Source organism: Qaidamihabitans albus, assembly GCF_016464705.1.
In the GTDB taxonomy this organism is placed as follows: Bacteria; Actinomycetota; Actinomycetes; order Mycobacteriales; family Pseudonocardiaceae; genus Qaidamihabitans; species Qaidamihabitans albus.
This window is the reverse complement of the sequence record NZ_JAEHOB010000002.1, coordinates 420,678-437,173: the sequence shown is the minus strand read 5'-3', so window position 1 is coordinate 437,173 and position 16,496 is coordinate 420,678. Positions and strand designations below refer to the sequence as shown.

Genomic DNA, 16,496 nt, shown 5'->3' with positions numbered 1-16,496 from the left:
GCGTCTCGCGTGATCATTATCCGCCAGCGCGCCGGGTAGGTGCCTTCCCAGGCACCCGGCGCGCAGACCTCTCGCATCCGCGGGGGGTCTTTTTGTTTGTCAGGACAACCCGCTCGACCGCCTGAGGAGAGACCCGTGAGCCGCACGGAACCGGCCGACACCCCGCTCGGGGACGACTTCCACCTCTACGACACGACTCTGCGCGACGGGGCCCAGCGAGAGGGGATCTCGTACTCCGTGACCGACAAGCTGGCGGTCGCGCGGCTGCTGGACGAGCTCGGCGTCGGCTTCATCGAGGGCGGCTGGCCGGGGGCGATGCCGAAGGACACCGAGTTCTTCGCCAGGGCCACCTCGGGCGAACTGGTGCTCAAGCACGCGGCGCTGGTCGCGTTCGGCTCCACCCGCAAGGCCGGGGTCAAGGCTGCCGAGGACAAGCAGGTCCGGGCCCTGCTCGACTCCGCGGCCCCGGTCATCACGCTGGTGGCCAAATCGGACCTGCGGCACATCGAGCGCGCGCTGCGGGTGGATGTCGACGAGGCGTGCGCGATGGTGGAGGACACGATCTCCTTCCTCGTCGCCGAGGGCAGGCGGGTCTTCCTGGACGCCGAGCACTTCTTCGACGGCTACGCCCACGATCCCGACGCCGCTCTGCGGGTGCTCGACGCCGCCGGGCGGGGCGGCGCCGACGTCGTGGTGCTGTGCGACACCAACGGCGGGCAGTTGCCGTTGCAGCTCGCCGAGACCGTGCGCGAGGTGGCGGAGCGCACCGGTCTGCGGCTGGGCATCCACTGCCAGGACGACACCTCCTGCGCCGTGGCGAACAGCATCGCCGCGGTGCAGGCCGGCGCGACGCACGTGCAGTGCACCGCGAACGGTTACGGCGAGCGGGCCGGCAACGCCGACCTGTTCGCCGTGACGGGAAACCTCGTGGCCAAGCTCGGCATGGACGTGCTCCCCACCGGGAGCGCAGCCGAGCTCACCCGCGTCTCCCATGCCCTTGCCGAGATCGCGAACATCGCCCCCGACACCCACCAGGCCTACGTCGGGGCCTCGGCCTTCGCCCACAAGGCGGGGCTGCACGCGAGCGCGATCAAGGTGGATCCGTTGTTGTACAACCACATCGATCCAGCTCTCGTCGGCAACGACATGCGGGTACTGGTCACGGAGATGGCTGGCAGGGCCAGCCTTGAGCTCAAGGGACGTGAGCTCGGGGTGGACCTTGCCAGCCGGCCCGAGGTGCTCACCAGCGTGCTGAGCAAGGTGAAGCGCCTCGAGGCGGGCGGCTGGTCGTTCGAGGCGGCGGACGCGTCGCTGGAACTGCTGCTGCGCAGGGAGGCCGAGGGCCCGGACGGCCACGAGCTCGCGGAGCCGCCGTTCACCCTGGAGTCCTACCGGGTCGTGCTCGACCACCGCGCCGACGGCGAGGTCATCTCCGAGGCGACGGTGAAGGTGCACGTCGGCGGTGAGCGCATGATCGCCACCGCTGAGGGCAACGGGCCGGTCAACGCGCTGGACGCAGCGCTGCGCAAGGCGCTGCTGCCGCACCTGTCCTGGTTGGACACCGTGGAGCTGTCCGACTACAAGGTGCGCATCCTCGCCGGGCATCCCGGTACGGATGCCGTGACCAGGGTGCTCATCGAGTCGAGCGACGGCAGGCGCGAGTGGACCACGGTGGGGGTGCACGAGAACATCGTCGAGGCGAGCTGGCTGGCCCTGTGCGACGCGCTGGTGCACAAGAGCCTGCGGTGCTCGTGAATGCGCAGACGAGTTCTAACTCGGGTAGCCACTCACGAGTCATGAACCCCGGTAGGCGCTGACGAGGCGCGGGCCATAGGCTGAGGACGTGCGCTTGGCTCGAATCGCTCATCCCGACGGTGTCGCGTTCGCCTCGATCGAGGGGGACGTGGACAGCCCGGACGACGCCCAGGTCCTGGAGATCGCCGAACACCCGTTCGGGCAGCCGAACTTCACCGGGCGGCGCTGGCCGCTCGCCGACGTCCGGCTGCTCGCACCCATCCTGCCGACGAAGGTGATCGCGGTCGGCCGCAACTACTCCGCGCACGCCGCGGAGTTCGGCCACGAGGTGCCGGCCGACCCGATGATCTTCCTCAAGCCGAACACCAGCGTGATCGGCCCGAACGTGGCCATCAAGCTCCCGCCTGCCTCGTCGCGGGTGGACTTCGAGGGCGAGCTGGCCGTCGTCATCGGCCAGCCGGTCAAGCACGTGCCCGCCGCCCGCGCGAGCGCCGCCGTGCTCGGCTACACCATCGCCAACGACGTCAGCGCCCGCGACCTCCAGAAGTCGGACGGCCAGTGGGGCAGGGCCAAGGGGTTCGACACGTTCTGCCCGCTCGGCCCGTGGATCGAGACCGCGGTGGACCCCGGCGACCTGGCGATCCGTTCCGAGGTGGACGGTGTGGTCAAGCAGGACGCCCGTACCTCCGCGCTGGTGCACGGGGTGCCGGAGCTGATCGAGTTCGTGTCGGCGGTGATGACCCTGCTGCCCGGCGACGTGATCCTCACCGGAACCCCGGAGGGGGTCGGGCCGATCGAGGACGGGCAGCAGGTGTCGATCACGGTCGAGGGCATCGGCACGCTCACGAATCCGGTGCGGACCGCCTAGCGAACTCCGGCGCGTGCTCGGGCCGCAGCCCGACGCCGACGAGGTACGCCGGGATGAACGTGGCCTGCGGTAGCCGCCGCATCAGCGCGATGAACGGCTTCGGCGGGCCCATTCGCGTCCCGTTGACGACCGGCGTCATCACGGCACGGTGCAGGATGCGTTGCAGCCCCTGGACGAGGATCGTCGGCAGCAGCCTGCGGGCGCGGACCTTCGCCAGGTCGCGCCCCTGCACGGCCCCGCGCCGCAGCGGCTCCGCCAGCAGAGTGGCCGCGGCCACCGCGTCCTGCACGGCGAGATTGATGCCGACACCGCCGATCGGCGACATCGCGTGCGCGGCGTCGCCGATGCAGAGCAGGCCGTCGATGTGCCAGCGGTGCAGCCGGTTCAGCCGGACGTCGAGGTGCTTGATGTCGTCCATCGACTCCAGCGAGCCGGTCCGGTCGGCCAGCCCCGGCATGAGCTCGTCGAGCTCCTCCCGGAAGTGCTCGATCCCGCGCGCCCGCAGCTGCGGGTCGGTGCCCTTCTTCGCGATGTAGGCGATCTGGAAGTAGCCCTCGCGCGGGATGACGATCGCGAACTGGCCACGCCGCATCCGGGGGGTGAGTGCCGCAGCCTGCTCCCCGGCCTCGCGGGGCAGCCCGAACCACCACGCGTCGAAGGGCACCGGCGACTCCTTCGGGCGCAGCCCGGCCTGTGCGCGGGACATCGAGCCGCGGCCGTCGCAGGCGACCGTCAGCTCGGCACGCAGCTCACCGCTCTCGCCCTCGGCGGTCCGGTAGCGCACCCCGCGCACCCGGCCGCCCTCCTGGATCAGCTCGGTCGCCTCGGTGTTCATCCGCAGCGTGAACGTGGGTTCCTCGCGCCCGGCGTCGGCGAGGAGGTCGAGCAGGTCCCACTGCGGGACCATCGCGATGTAGGGGTGGCGTACCCCGACCCGGCTCAGCCGCCGCAGGTCGCCGACCACGACGCGCTCGTCGTCCGACACCGGGAAGGCGATTTCCTCCAGCCTGCTCTGCGGCAGCTTCGCGAAGCGCTCACCGAGGCCGAGCTCGTCCAGCAGCTGCATCGTCGACGGGTGCACCGTGTCGCCCCGGAAGTCCCTGAGGAAGTCGGCGTGCTTCTCCAGGACGGTCACCTCGACACCGGCACGCGCGAGCAGCAGCCCGAGCACCATCCCGGCGGGACCACCCCCGACGACGACGCAGGTCGTGCGTTCGCTCATCATCCACACCTCTTATTCATCATTTGTTGAATAAGCTCACGATGCACCCTCACGCGCCCTGGGTCAACCGATATACGCTGAACGGGCTATGACTGAGACCAAGCCAGTACGCGCTCGTTTCTGCCCCTCGCCGACCGGGACCCCACACGTCGGGCTCATCCGCACGGCGCTGTTCAACTGGGCGTTCGCCCGCCACCACGGCGGCAGCCTGGTGTTCCGCATCGAGGACACCGATGCCGCCAGGGACACCGAGGAGTCCTACGAGGCGCTGCTCGACGCGCTGCGCTGGCTCGGTCTGGACTGGGACGAGGGGCCCGAGGTCGGCGGGGAGTTCGGGCCGTACCGGCAGAGCGAGCGCGGGGAGATCTACGCCGACGTCGCCGCGCGGCTGCTCGAAGCCGGTGAGCTGTACGAGGCGTTCTCCACCGCCGAGGAGGTCGAGCAGCGCCGCCGGGCCGCCGGGCAGGACCCGAAGCTGGGCTACGACAACCACGACCGGGAGCTCACCGCCGAGCAGAAGGCGGCCTTCCGGGCCGAGGGCCGCGCCCCCGTGCTGCGGCTGCGGATGCCCGGTGAGGACCTGACCTGGAACGACCTGGTGCGCGGCGAGATCACCTTCAAGGCGGGCACGATCCCGGATCCGGTGCTGGTGCGGGCCAACGGCCAGCCGCTCTACACGCTGACCAACCCGGTCGACGACGCGCTGATGGGCATCACGCACGTACTGCGCGGGGAGGACCTGCTGCCCTCCACGCCCCGGCAACTCGCGCTGTACCAGGCACTGCGGCGGACCGGCGTCGCCGGCTTCATCCCCGAGTTCGGGCACCTGCCCTACGTGCTGGGGGAGGGCAACAAGAAGCTGTCCAAACGCGACCCCACGTCCAACCTGTTCAACTACCGCGAGCGTGGCTTCATCCCGGAGGGCCTGCTGAACTACCTCGCGCTGCTGGGCTGGTCGATCGCCGAGGACCGGGACATCTTCACCGTCGACGAGCTCGTCGAGGCGTTCGAGATCACGAAGGTCAGCGCCAACCCCGCCCGGTTCGACGTGAAGAAGGCCGAGGCGATCAACGGCACCCACGTGCGCGCGCTCGCGCCTACCGACTTCGCCCACCGGGTCGTGCCGTACCTCAGCGCCGCCGGAGTGCTGCCCGCCGAGCCGAGCGACGACCAGCTCGCCCGGCTGCGGGCCATCGCCCCGCTGGTGCAGGAGCGCGTGACCGTGCTCTCCGACGCCACCGACATGGTCCGGTTCCTCTTCGTCGACGAGGACAGCTTCGCGCCGGAGGAGGCCGCGGCGACCAAGGCGCTCGGTCCGGATGCCGAGCCGGTGCTGCGCGCGGCGATCGAGTCGCTCGAGGCGCTACCGTCGTGGGATGCCGCGTCGATCGAGCAGGCGCTGAAGGACGCGCTCGTGGAAGGTCTGGGACTCAAGCCCCGTAAGGCTTTCGCGCCGGTCCGGGTGGCGGTTACCGGGCGCACGGTTTCGCCGCCGCTGTACGAATCGATGGAACTTCTCGGACGGCAGGTGTCCCTCGGGCGGCTGTACCGGGCGCTGCCGGGCAACTGAGCGTAGAGGTGCTAAACCGAAACAGAGCAGCACTTATCACCTCCTCAGCCGAGTCGGTATCCGCGAAAGTGCCCTAGCCTCGCGGGGTGGAATTTGCGCCTGCCTCCCCGACAGCACCGCAAACCGCCGCCGGGCTCGGCCGCGACGTGCCGTGGATCTCTCCGGAACTCCGGCTGGTATGCCTCGATATCGACGACACCCTGATCGACTTCTCCGCGGCGGGCCGAAGATCGCTGGCCGCGCTGATCGGCAGGGCGGATCTGTGGCCGCTGTGGGAGCACATCACCGACGAACACGTCGCCAGGGTGGTGGCGGGCGAACTCGACTACGCCGACATGCACACGCGCCGCTCACACGCGTTCCTTGCCGAGATCGGCATTCTCGTCGACGCCACGGACGTCATCGAGTTCGAGACGCGTCGTCGTGAACGGTTGCGTCGATCCTGGCGGCTCTTCGACGATGTGCTGCCGTGCCTGGACTGGCTGGTCGCGGCCGGCGTCCGGCTCGCCGCTGTGACCAACGCCTCCGGGGCGCACCAGCGCGAGAAGCTCGCCGACCTGGGGCTGCTGAGCTTCTTCGATCACATCGCGATCGCCGGGGAGGTCGGCGTCGCGAAACCCGATCCGGTGATGTTCCACTCGGTCTGCCTCGAGATCGGCTGCGCACCGAGCGAGGCCGTGCATGTCGGCGACAAGCTGGAGACCGACGCGATGGGTGCCCGGGACGCCGGTCTCGGCGGCGTGTGGCTCAACCGCGGCCACGACGCGGAGTATGTCGACGGCGCCGGGGACGCGCCCCGCGGCGTGCACGTCGTCAGCAGCCTGGACGAGTTGCCTGAGCTGCTCGTATGCGAGTTCGCCAGGGTGGGCGTGCCAGGCGTGCCACTGCCGCGGTGACACCGTCCCCCGGTGACCGGGGGGTGGGGCAGGGCCGCTTGTCCGGCCGTGAACCCGATGGTCTACTATTTCTTCCCGGTGGTGCTGAGCCGGAACTTCGCTCGGGCGCGGCATCCTTTGGGGTATGGTGTAATCGGCAGCACGACTGATTCTGGTTCAGTTAGTCTAGGTTCGAGTCCTGGTACCCCAGCTGCGGAGCGAGAAGCCGAACCTGGTAAGTTCTCTCCAGCAGCAAGCAAGCCCCCGTCGTCTAGCGGCCTAGGACGCCGGCCTCTCACGCCGGTAGCGTGGGTTCGAATCCCATCGGGGGTACGCGAAAGAGTCAAGGGCCCCTGTCCGCGGAACACGTGGACAGGGGCCCTTTCTCGTGGGCAACGCTCGTGAGTGCGCACACGAGTTAGAACTCGCGTGCGCACTCACGAGGGCCAGGGGCTAGAGGCGCTCCTGGAGGGCGTCGGCCGCGGCGAGCAGGTCGGTGGCCCAGCGGGCACCCGGCTTGCGGCCGATCCGCTCCACCGGTCCCGACACCGACACCGCGGCGACGACGGTGCCCGAGGAGTCCCGTACCGGAGCCGAGACGCTCGCCACCCCGGGCTCGCGCTCGGCCACGCTCTGCGCCCAGCCCCGGCGGCGCACCTCCAGCAACGTCCGCTCGCCGTAGACGGCCTCGGCCAGCACGGCGCGCTGCGTGTGCGGATCCGACCACGCGGCGAGGACCTTCGCCCCTGAGCCCGCCGTCATCGGCAGCCGCGCGCCCACCGGCACCGTGTCGCGCAGGCCGCTCGGCGGTTCGGCGGTGGCGACGCACACGCGCTGCACACCGTCGCGCCGGTACAGCTGCACGCTCTCGCCGGTGATGTCGCGCAGCTTCGGCAGCACCGAGCTCGCCGCGTCGAGCAGGGGATCCACCGTGCCGCCCGCGAGCTCGGCGAGCGCGGTCCCGGGACGCCACCTTCCGTCCGCGCCGCGGCGCAGCATCCGGTGTACCTCCAGGCCGACGGCGAGCCGGTGCGCCGTCGCCCTCGGCAGCCCCGTGCGCGTGCACAGTTCGGCGAGCCCGCACGGATCCTCGGCCACGGCCTGCAGTACGGCCACCGCCTTGTCCAGGACTCCGATACCGCTGTGCTGGTCGTTAGGGCTATGCTGTCCCACGACTCGATACTATCTTCCCGCAGTTTGGGAAGTCCAGATTTTGGGACAAGTGAGTTCCCTTGCCCCGACCAACCTCGTAGGAGGAGCCCTGATGACATCCACGCGGGGCCGCACGCTGGCGGAGAAGGTGTGGGACGCGCACACGGTGCGCCGCGGCGAAGGCGCCGAGCCGGACCTGCTCTACATCGACCTGCACCTGGTGCACGAAGTCACCAGCCCGCAGGCATTCGACGGCCTGCGGCTGGCCGGCAGGCCCGTCCGGCGGCCCGACCTCACGATCGCGACCGAGGACCACAACGTCCCGACGGTCGACATCGAACTCCCCATCGCCGATCCGGTGTCCCGGACGCAGGTGGACACACTCCGCCGCAACTGCGAGGAGTTCGGCGTCCGGCTGCACCCGATGGGCGACGCCGAGCAGGGCATCGTGCACGTCATCGGCCCGCAGCTCGGCCTGACCCAGCCCGGGATGACCGTGGTGTGCGGCGACAGCCACACCTCCACGCACGGTGCCTTCGGGGCCATGGCGTTCGGGATCGGCACCTCCGAGGTCGAGCACGTGCTCGCCACGCAGACGCTGCCGCTGCGCCCGTTCAGGACGATGGCGGTCAACATCGAGGGCACCCTCGGCGAGTCCGTGACGGCGAAGGACATCATCCTCGCCGTCATCGCGCGGATCGGCACCGGCGGCGGCCAGGGCTACGTGCTGGAGTACCGCGGCAGCGCCATCGAGTCGCTCTCGATGGAAGCCAGGATGACGATCTGCAACATGTCGATCGAGGCGGGCGCCAGGGCCGGCATGATCGCCCCGGACGAGACCACCTTCGCGTACCTGAAGAACCGCCCGCACGCCCCACAGGGCGCGGACTGGGACGCCGCGGTGGCGGCCTGGCGGGAGCTGCGCACCGATTCCGACGCGGAGTTCGACGCCGAGGTGCACCTCGACGCGAGCGAGCTCACCCCGTTCGTCACCTGGGGAACCAACCCGGGGCAGGGGCTGCCGCTGAGCGGGACCGTGCCCGATCCGGAGCGGATCTCCGACGAGTCGGCGCGGTACTCGGCGGAGAAGGCCCTGTCCTATATGGATCTTGAACCGGGCACCCCCCTGCGCGAGATCGCGGTGGACACCGTCTTCCTCGGCTCCTGCACCAACGGCCGGATCGAGGACCTGCGGGCGGCCGCGGAGGTGCTGCGCGGCCACAAGGTGGCCGGGAGCGTGCGGATGCTCGTGGTCCCCGGGTCCATGCGGGTGCGTCAGCTGGCCGAGGCGGAGGGGCTGCACGAGGTCTTCACCGAGGCCGGAGCCGAGTGGCGGCAGGCGGGCTGCTCGATGTGCCTCGGGATGAACCCGGACCAGCTCAAGCCGGGGGAGCGCAGCGCCTCGACGTCGAACCGCAACTTCGAGGGCAGGCAGGGCAAGGGTGGCCGGACCCACCTGGTCTCGCCGCTGGTGGCCGCGGCGACGGCCGTCCGCGGCACGCTGTCCTCGCCCGAAGACCTGAACCAGGAGGTGAAGTGACCATGGAGCCGTTCACCAAGCACACCGGCGTCGGGGTACCCCTGCGCAGGTCCAACGTGGACACTGACCAGATCATCCCGGCCGTCTACCTCAAGCGCGTCAGCAGGACCGGCTTCGAGGACGGCCTGTTCGCCGCCTGGAGGGGCGACGAGCACTTCGTCCTCAACCAGGAGCCGTACCGGCAGGGCAGCGTCCTCGTCGCGGGGTCCGACTTCGGCACCGGCTCGTCCCGCGAGCACGCCGTCTGGGCCCTGATGAACTACGGCTTCCGGGTGGTCATCTCCTCCCGGTTCGCCGACATCTTCCGGGGCAACGCCGGCAAGCAGGGCCTGCTGGCCGCCGAGTGCGAGCAGTCGGACGTGGAACTGCTCTGGAAGCTGCTGGAGAACGAGCCCGGCACGGAGGTCACGGTGGACCTCGAGGCGAAGACGGTACGCGCCAAGGACTTCGTCGCGGGCTTCACGATCGACGACTACACCCGCTGGCGGCTGCTCGAAGGGCTCGATGACATCGCTCTCACCCTGCGACACGCCGGGGACATCGACGCCTTCGAGGCGCAGCGACCTTCGTGGAAGCCGGTGACCACCCCGCGGGGCTCCTCCTGAACCAGGGATTCCCTGCTCAGAAAGGGAATCCTGGCCCGGCCAACAGCCGGCCGAACCACGCCGGACGGCACCGGAGAGGGCCCCGAACGGGTGCCCCGGGGGGCGGAAGAGCCCACCCGATAAGGAAAAAATCCGCGCGCCGTTTGGAATTTGTGCTGCATTGGTAATACCGTGTGCGCAAGTCGGCCGGTGTGGCCGTGCAACAAGTAGTTCTTCATGGAGGACTGGAAATGGCCAACAAGGCCCAGCTGATCGAGGCGCTCTCCGAGCGTCTGGGCGACAAGAAGGTCGCCTCGCAGGCGGTCGACAACCTCGTCGACATCATCATCCGTACGGTCAACAAGGGCGAGAAGGTGAACATCACCGGCTTCGGTGTGTTCGAGAAGCGCGCTCGTGCTGCCCGTACCGCGAGGAACCCGCGTACGGGTGAGACCGTGCGCGTGAAGAAGACCAACGTCCCGGCCTTCCGTGCCGGTACGACCTTCAAGGACGTGGTGAGCGGCGCGAAGAAGCTGCCGAAGGCCACCACCAAGCGGGCCACCGCCACCTCGCGGACCTCGGGCACCACCGCGCGTGGCACCACGGCGACGCGGGCGGCCGCCAGCCGGCCCACCGCGACGCGCAGCACCACGACCCGCACCCGTGCCACCACGGCCCGCAGCACGGCTTCCACCCGTGCCGCCTCGAGCCGCACGGCGCCGAAGACGGGTTCGCGGGCCACGGCCACGAAGAGCACCACCGCCAAGGCGGCTCCGAAGACCGCGGCCAAGAGCAGCGGCACCACGAAGAAGGCGACGACCGCCAAGGCCGCTCCGAAGACCGCGGCGAAGTCGACCGCCAAGGCGGCCCCGAAGACCGCGGCGAAGAAGACCACCGCCGCGGCCAAGAAGAAGAAGTAAGCGGCTTTCAGCCGGCCACTTCTCGGCAGGGCCCCGCGCGATGCGCGGGGCCCTGCCGCGTTTTCGGTGACCGCTAGGGAGTGGCGGGCGCGGGTGCCGGCAGCGGGCTCGGGAAGTAGCTGGCGGCGACCAGCTTCGGCCCCTCGCCGTGGCGTGCGGGCGTGAAGGACAGCAGCCACAGCGAGCCCTTCTTGCTCGCCACCGTGCCGTTCTTGATCGCCGTCAGCTCCACGCCGTCCCGCTCGGCGAGCGTCGTCACCACATCGGGGATCACGCCCCCCTGGCTGCACACCAGCGGCCTGCCGCCGTCGGCCACGATCGCGAGCAGCCGGGCGATCCCGAGCACCGGATCGGCCCAGTAGCCCTCCTCCGACAGCAGTTCCTCGTGCACCACCCCGCCGCCGGCATCCTCCGCGACGCCCTGCACGGTCTGCACGCAGCGCAGGCGGGGCGCCGAGAGCACCCGGTCCGGGCGGAAGGCGCGCATCAGCACGCGCAGTGCCTCCGCCTGGCGCAGCCCCGCGTCGGACAGCGGCCGCAGATCGTCGTCGCCCGTCCATTCCTCCCGCTTGCCTGCCTTGGCGTGCCGCACCAGCAGCAGCGTGGTGAGGTCGGTGGGCAGGGAGCAGAACTCACGCAGTACGCCGGCATCGGCCGGATACGTGAGCAGCGGCTCCGCCGCGGACGGCGACAACCAGCGCAGTTCCCCGACCTCCTCGTTGGGCTCGAACCGTCCTTCGCCGGCCTCCGCGCTGAAGTAGTCGACGGCTTTGAGCACCCGCCCCCGCGGACCGGAAACGTCGTATTCGACCCTTTTCAGGAAACGGCCGAGCACCGCGGCGTAGCCGGTTTCCTCCACCAGTTCCCGGACCGCCGCGACCGGTGAGGTCTCACCGGGGTCGAGCTTTCCCTTGGGCAGCGACCAATCGTCATAGCGGGGCCGGTGCACGAGTGCGATCTCGATACTCCCGGATTCGCTCCGGCGCCAGAGCACCGCGCCCGCCGCCCGGATGCCGGGCTGCCGCGTCGCGCCGCTCATCCGGTCGCTCCGTGCGCGCGAAGGAGCTCGACCTGGTGGTCCCGCACCTGGGTGCCGTCGGCGGGGGAGGGCATCCACTCGCCGGTGGAACTCAGCACCCAGCACCGGGTCACCGGGTCCAGCGCGGAGTCGAGCGTGGCACCGAGTTGCGCGGCGAGGCGGGCGTCCTTGACCCGCACCATCGCCTCGATCCGGCGATCCAGGTTGCGGTGCATCATGTCGGCGCTGCCGAGCCAGTACTCGTCGGTGCCTGCGAAGTGAAAGAGCCGTGAGTGCTCGAGAAACCGGCCGAGCAGGGAGCGCACGGTGATGTTGTCGCTCAGCCCGGGCACGCCCGGCTTGAGCGCGCAGATGCCGCGCACCACGATGTCCACCCGGACACCGGCCTGCGACGCGCGGTAGAGCTGGTCGATGATCTGCTCGTCGACGAGCGAGTTGCACTTGATCCGGACACCGGCGTGGCCGCCGGACTCGGCAAGCTCGATCTCGTGCGCGATTCGCCGCAGGATGCCACGCCGGATGCCGTTCGGCGACGTGAGCAAGGTCCGGTAGTCCTCCTGGCGGGAGTAGCCGGTGAGCACGTTGAACAGGTCGGTGAGATCGGCGCCGATCTCCGGATCGGCGGTGAGCAGGCCGACGTCCTCGTACAGCCGCGCGGTCTTCGGGTTGTAGTTGCCCGTGCCGATGTGGCAGTAGCGGCGGATCGTGGCACCTTCCTGCCGCACCACCATCAGCACCTTGCAGTGCGTCTTGAGGCCGACCAGGCCGTACACCACGTGCACGCCCGCCCGTTCCAGGGTGCGCGCCCACGTGATGTTGGCCTGTTCGTCGAACCGGGCCTTGATCTCGACGAGGGCCACCACCTGCTTGCCTGCCTCCGCGGCGTCGATGAGCGCGTCGACGATCGGCGAGTCGCCGGAGGTGCGGTACAGCGTCTGCTTGATCGCCAGTACCTTGTCGTCGGCCGCCGCCTGCTCGATGAAGCGCTGCACGCTCGTGGAGAACGAGTCGTACGGGTGGTGCACGAGCACGTCGCCCTCGCGCAGGGTGGCGAACACGCTCTTCGGCGTCTCCCGCTCGCCGAAGGCCGGGTGCGTCGCCGGCACGAAAGGGCGGTCCTTGAGCTCCTTCCGGTCCACCGCGGCGAGCTGGTGCAGGCAGGTGAGATCGAGCAGCCCCGGCACCTCGACCACGTCGCCGGGGTCGACCTCCAGCTCGCGCAGCAGCAGCTCGAGCACGTGCTCGCTCATGTCCTGGGCCACCTCGAGGCGCACGGGCGGGCCGAACCTGCGCTGGGCGAGCTCGCGTTCCAGCGCCTGCAACAGATCCTCGTCGCGGTCCTCCTCGACCTCGAAGTCGGCGTTGCGCGTGACGCGGAACACGTGGTGCTCGATCACCTCGACACCGCTGAAGAGGTCGTCGAGGTGTGCGGAGATGAGCTCCTCCAGCGGCAGGAAGGTCGCGGCCGGGCTGTCGCGCCGCTGTTCGATGCGGATGAGCCGCGGCACGTTGTTCGGGACCTTGACCCTGGCGAAACGCTCGGTGCCGCCGTCCGGATCGCGCACCGTGACCGCGAGGTTCAGCGAGAGGCCGGAGATGTAGGGGAACGGGTGCGCGGGGTCGACGGCAAGCGGGGTGAGCACCGGGAAGATCTGGTCGCTGAAGTAGTGGGAGAGGCGGACCCGGTCGGCGGCGTCCAGGTCGGCCCAGTTGACGATCTCGATGTTCTCGGCCGCGAGCGCGGGCCGCACGTTCTCCTCGAAGGCCGCGGTCTGCCGTTCGACCAGGTCCTGGTTGCGCTTGGCGATGTAGGACAGCTGCTCGCGAGGGGTCAGGCCGTCGGCGCTGCGCACCGAGAGGCCGGTCTCGTGGCGGCGCTTCAGCCCGGCGACCCGCACCATGTAGAACTCGTCCAAATTAGACGCGAAGATCGCGAGGAACTTGGCCCGTTCGAGCAGCGGCTGCGACTCGTCCTCGGCCAGGGCGAGCACGCGGGCGTTGAAGTCCTGCCAGGAGAGCTCCCGGTTGAAGTAGCGGTCGTCCGGCAGTGTGTCGAGTGGCTGGCCGGCCGTCACGGCGGGTGGCGCCGAGGGGACCGACTGGACCTCGCGTGCGTGCCCGTCGGTGTCGCTGACGCCGGGCGGCGGGGCCGTGGTGACCCGCCTCCGCACGGCTGCCGGCCGATCGGCCGCCGGGATGCTCTCTTCGTTGCTCACACCCGCATTGTTCCCCACCCGGGCAAGTGCCGGGCGGATCCGGCGGGACGTCCAGGTGAAGCCTCGGCGGGGAACTCGGCGGGGAACTCAGCGGGGAACTCAGCGGGGAACACAGCAGGTTTCGACCAGGGCCGCCGTCCGTTCCCCGAGCCCGAGCAGCCGGGCGTGTTCCAGATCACCGGGCGTGTCGACGTCGCCGCGCAGCGACGGCGCGGGCAGCCGCAGGGCCAGCGCGCCGGAGTCGGTGTGCGCCAGCGCGGAACCCGGGCCGAAGCGCGGGTCGAGCGGTTGCCCCGGAGCGGCGAGCAGGAGTGTCGTGCCGGTGCCGTGCCGGTCGGCCGTGAACGCCCTGTGTCCCGCCGCCTCGGTGAGCGCGGCGGCGAGCTCGTCCGCCCGCAGTGCGGGCAGGTCGGCCTGGAGCGCGCCCACGACGCCGGCCGGGTCGCCGGCCCGCAGGTGCCGCTCACCGTGGCGCAGGGCGCCGTTCAGCCCACGTTCACCGTCCTCGCCGATCACCTCGACACCGAGGTCGCGCAGTTCGCCGAGCGCGGCCGGATCGGTGGCCACCACGAGCACGCGTCGCACACCGGCCGCGGCGGTGGCGGCGCGCAGCGTGTCGGCGGCCAGTGCACGGACGAGACCGGCGTGCTCGTCGTCGGCGGCCGGGCCGCCGAGCGCGCCCCGCAGCCGGGACTTGCCGGAGCGGGGCGGCTTCATCGGGACGATCAGATCCACGCCCACGGAGGGGGCGGGTTCCCGCCGGGGGGTCGGTTTCGACGCTGCCACGTACTCCATCATGACCGAACGGGGGCCGGCGGTGCTTGTGGGAGGATCAGCCGGCGTGGAGAACCTGTGGAGGAGGAGCCTTGGCTGATCGGGAGAAGGGCGGCTTCTGGGTCGGGGCCGCCGCGGCACTCTTCTACCCGCTGACCTGGATCGGGCGCAGCGAGTACCGCGGCGCCGAGCGGATCCCGCGGTCGGGCCCCGCACTGCTCGTGCTCAACCACGTCTCCCACCTGGATCCCGCCGTGGACGCGGTGTTCGTGCACCGCAACAAGCGCGTACCGCGGTTCATGGCGAAGGACAGCCTCACCCGCGTGCCGGTGTTCGGCCGCATCCTGCTCGGCTCGGGCGGCATCCCGGTGTACCGGGGCGGCGCCGGTGCCGGGGACAGCCTGCGGGCCGCGCACAGGACCCTGCGGGAGGGCAAGATCGTGGTCATCTATCCCGAAGGGACGATCACCCGGGACCCGGCGGCCTGGCCCAAGCGCTCCTACACCGGTGTCGCGCGGCTCGCCCTGGAGAACGACGTGCCGGTGATCCCGATCGCGCGCTGGGGGACCCAGGCGATCTGGAACGGCTACTCGAAGAAGTTCCGGCCGCTGCCGCGCAAGACCGTGGTGCACTCCGTCGGGGAGCCCGTCGACCTGTCCGCCTTCCGGGAGAAGGAACCCACCCAGGCGCTGCTACGCGAGGTGACCGACGTGCTGATGGACGAGGTGCTCCGGCTCCTCGTGGACATCCGGGGTGAGCAGCCGCCCGCCAGGACCGCGGACGGTGCCTGAGATGACTGTGCAACGCGTCACGGTGCTCGGTGCGGGTTCGTGGGGGACCACGTTCGCGAAGGTGCTCGCGGACGCGGGCCGCGACGTCACGATGTGGGCCCGGCGCCCCGAGGTCGCCGACGAGATCCGGACCGGCCACATCAACGGCGGCTACCTGCCGGGCGTGCGCCTGCCGGACCGGCTGACCGCGACCACCGACGCCCCGCGGGCGCTCGCCGGAGCGGATGCGGTGGTGCTCGCGGTGCCGAGCCAGAGCCTGCGCGCCAACCTCACCGGGTGGCGCGAGCTGCTGCCCTCCGGGGCGATCCTGGTCAGCCTCGCCAAGGGGGTGGAGCTGGGCACGCTGAAGCGGATGAGCGAGGTGATCAGCGAGATCGCGCGGGTGCCCGCGGCGGAGGTCGTCGTGGTGTCCGGGCCGAACCTCGCGCGGGAGATCGCCCAGGAGCAGCCCTCCGCCGCGGTGCTCGCGTGTGCCGACCACGAGCGTGCGGTGGCGATCCAGCAGGCGAGCTTCAACAACTACTTCCGGCCCTACACCAACACCGACGTGGTCGGCTGCGAGCTCGGCGGCGCGTGCAAGAACGTGATCGCGCTGAGCTGCGGGATGGCAGCGGGGCTCGGGTTCGGCACGAACACGATGGCGACGCTGATCACCCGTGGGCTCGCCGAGATGGCGCGGCTCGGCGCGAAGCTCGGCGCCGACCCGCTGACCTTCGCCGGACTGGCCGGTGTCGGCGACCTGGTGGCCACCTGCTCGTCGCCGCTGTCGCGCAACCGCACCTTCGGCGAGCGCATCGGCCGTGGCGAGACGATCGAGCAGGCCCAGGCCGCGGCAGGCGGGCAGGTCGCCGAGGGGGTCATGTCCTGCAGGTCGATCCGCGACCTGGCCGGCGGGGTTGGTGTCGACATGCCGATCACCGATGCGATGTACCGGGTGTGCCACGAGGGTGCGGCCCCCGCCAGGGTGGGCGCCGGGCTGCTCGGCCGCGAACGCAAGCACGAGTGGTCCTAGCAGCTCCCACGGTGTGGGACGGGTTGACCGGGGTTGGTCGCGCTGGTTCGCTCGGCGTCGTGCTGACGCGAGGCGGGAACGTACGGCGGGGTCACCTGGACCTCCGCCGCACCGCGCGCGTGCTGTGTCCTTGTTGTTGCCGGTGACCCTGCCCGACGACGCCCGTTTCCCCTTTCAT

At 70.5% G+C, this 16,496-nt stretch carries 14 protein-coding genes and 2 tRNA genes; 11 read left to right on the top strand and 5 right to left on the bottom strand.

Going from position 1 to position 16,496, the window contains the following annotated elements; translation table 11 throughout:
• The first annotated feature begins 135 nt into the window (after window positions 1–135).
• A complete protein-coding gene (cimA, locus tag JAP66_RS05335; RefSeq protein ID WP_199430412.1) occupies window positions 136–1,755 on the top strand; it encodes a citramalate synthase in 1,620 nt (539 codons plus the stop codon).
• Between the two features lie 88 nt (window positions 1,756–1,843).
• Window positions 1,844–2,623 carry a fumarylacetoacetate hydrolase family protein gene (locus JAP66_RS05330; RefSeq protein ID WP_199430411.1) on the top strand — a complete coding sequence of 260 codons (780 nt, stop codon included), beginning with the start codon at window positions 1,844–1,846 and terminating at the stop codon, window positions 2,621–2,623.
• Here JAP66_RS05330 and JAP66_RS05325 read toward each other — a convergent pair.
• Window positions 2,598–3,845: an FAD-dependent oxidoreductase gene (locus JAP66_RS05325; RefSeq protein ID WP_199430410.1), complete on the bottom strand. Its 1,248-nt coding sequence runs from the start codon at window positions 3,843–3,845 to the stop codon at window positions 2,598–2,600. The genes JAP66_RS05330 and JAP66_RS05325 overlap by 26 nt on opposite strands.
• A gap of 88 nt (window positions 3,846–3,933) precedes the next feature.
• Between JAP66_RS05325 and gltX the strand changes: the two genes are divergently transcribed.
• The 4 genes from gltX (at window position 3,934) to JAP66_RS05305 (ending at window position 6,623) form a co-directional block, all read left to right on the top strand.
• Window positions 3,934–5,415: a glutamate--tRNA ligase gene (gene gltX / locus JAP66_RS05320; protein WP_199430409.1), complete on the top strand. Its 1,482-nt coding sequence runs from the start codon at window positions 3,934–3,936 to the stop codon at window positions 5,413–5,415.
• A 146-nt stretch (window positions 5,416–5,561) separates the two neighbouring features.
• The gene (locus JAP66_RS05315) at window positions 5,562–6,311 is read left to right on the top strand and encodes an HAD family hydrolase (RefSeq protein ID WP_372448942.1); all 750 of its coding nucleotides are present in this window, start codon (window positions 5,562–5,564) and stop codon (window positions 6,309–6,311) included.
• A 118-nt stretch (window positions 6,312–6,429) separates the two neighbouring features.
• Window positions 6,430–6,501, top strand: a tRNA-Gln gene (locus JAP66_RS05310).
• A gap of 49 nt (window positions 6,502–6,550) precedes the next feature.
• A tRNA-Glu gene (locus tag JAP66_RS05305) sits at window positions 6,551–6,623 on the top strand.
• A gap of 120 nt (window positions 6,624–6,743) precedes the next feature.
• Here the strand turns inward: JAP66_RS05305 and JAP66_RS05300 are convergent.
• Window positions 6,744–7,463: an IclR family transcriptional regulator gene (locus JAP66_RS05300; RefSeq protein WP_199430407.1), complete on the bottom strand. Its 720-nt coding sequence runs from the start codon at window positions 7,461–7,463 to the stop codon at window positions 6,744–6,746.
• Between the two features lie 91 nt (window positions 7,464–7,554).
• Between JAP66_RS05300 and leuC the strand changes: the two genes are divergently transcribed.
• From leuC to JAP66_RS05285, 3 genes are all read left to right on the top strand, one after another.
• Window positions 7,555–8,982 (top strand): 3-isopropylmalate dehydratase large subunit, encoded by a 1,428-nt coding sequence (gene leuC / locus JAP66_RS05295; protein WP_199430406.1) that lies wholly within the window; start codon window positions 7,555–7,557, stop codon window positions 8,980–8,982.
• A 2-nt stretch (window positions 8,983–8,984) separates the two neighbouring features.
• Window positions 8,985–9,587: a 3-isopropylmalate dehydratase small subunit gene (gene leuD, locus JAP66_RS05290; RefSeq protein WP_199430629.1), complete on the top strand. Its 603-nt coding sequence runs from the start codon at window positions 8,985–8,987 to the stop codon at window positions 9,585–9,587.
• A gap of 230 nt (window positions 9,588–9,817) precedes the next feature.
• Complete coding sequence (locus tag JAP66_RS05285) at window positions 9,818–10,486, top strand: HU family DNA-binding protein (RefSeq protein ID WP_199430405.1); 669 nt, start codon at window positions 9,818–9,820, stop codon at window positions 10,484–10,486.
• A 73-nt stretch (window positions 10,487–10,559) separates the two neighbouring features.
• On the opposite strand, the gene JAP66_RS05280 is transcribed toward JAP66_RS05285, so the two are convergent.
• The 3 genes from JAP66_RS05280 to cofC all read right to left on the bottom strand — a co-directional run bounded on the left by JAP66_RS05280 (window position 10,560) and on the right by cofC (window position 14,482).
• Window positions 10,560–11,525 carry an NUDIX hydrolase gene (locus tag JAP66_RS05280; RefSeq protein ID WP_199430404.1) on the bottom strand — a complete coding sequence of 322 codons (966 nt, stop codon included), beginning with the start codon at window positions 11,523–11,525 and terminating at the stop codon, window positions 10,560–10,562.
• Entirely contained in the window at window positions 11,522–13,741 is a 2,220-nt protein-coding gene (locus JAP66_RS05275; RefSeq protein ID WP_307849444.1) for an RNA degradosome polyphosphate kinase, read from the bottom strand. The genes JAP66_RS05280 and JAP66_RS05275 overlap by 4 nt, the downstream gene beginning before the upstream one ends.
• Before the next feature lie 99 nt (window positions 13,742–13,840).
• Window positions 13,841–14,482, bottom strand: coding sequence for a 2-phospho-L-lactate guanylyltransferase (cofC, locus tag JAP66_RS05270; RefSeq protein WP_199430628.1), 642 nt, complete (start codon window positions 14,480–14,482; stop codon window positions 13,841–13,843).
• 125 nt (window positions 14,483–14,607) lie between these two features.
• Here cofC and JAP66_RS05265 point away from each other — a divergent pair, with 125 nt between their 5' ends.
• Window positions 14,608–15,306, top strand: coding sequence for a lysophospholipid acyltransferase family protein (locus JAP66_RS05265; protein ID WP_199430402.1), 699 nt, complete (start codon window positions 14,608–14,610; stop codon window positions 15,304–15,306).
• 1 nt (window position 15,307) lies between these two features.
• Window positions 15,308–16,318 carry an NAD(P)H-dependent glycerol-3-phosphate dehydrogenase gene (locus tag JAP66_RS05260; RefSeq protein WP_199430401.1) on the top strand — a complete coding sequence of 337 codons (1,011 nt, stop codon included), beginning with the start codon at window positions 15,308–15,310 and terminating at the stop codon, window positions 16,316–16,318.
• Window positions 16,319–16,496 lie beyond the last annotated feature (178 nt).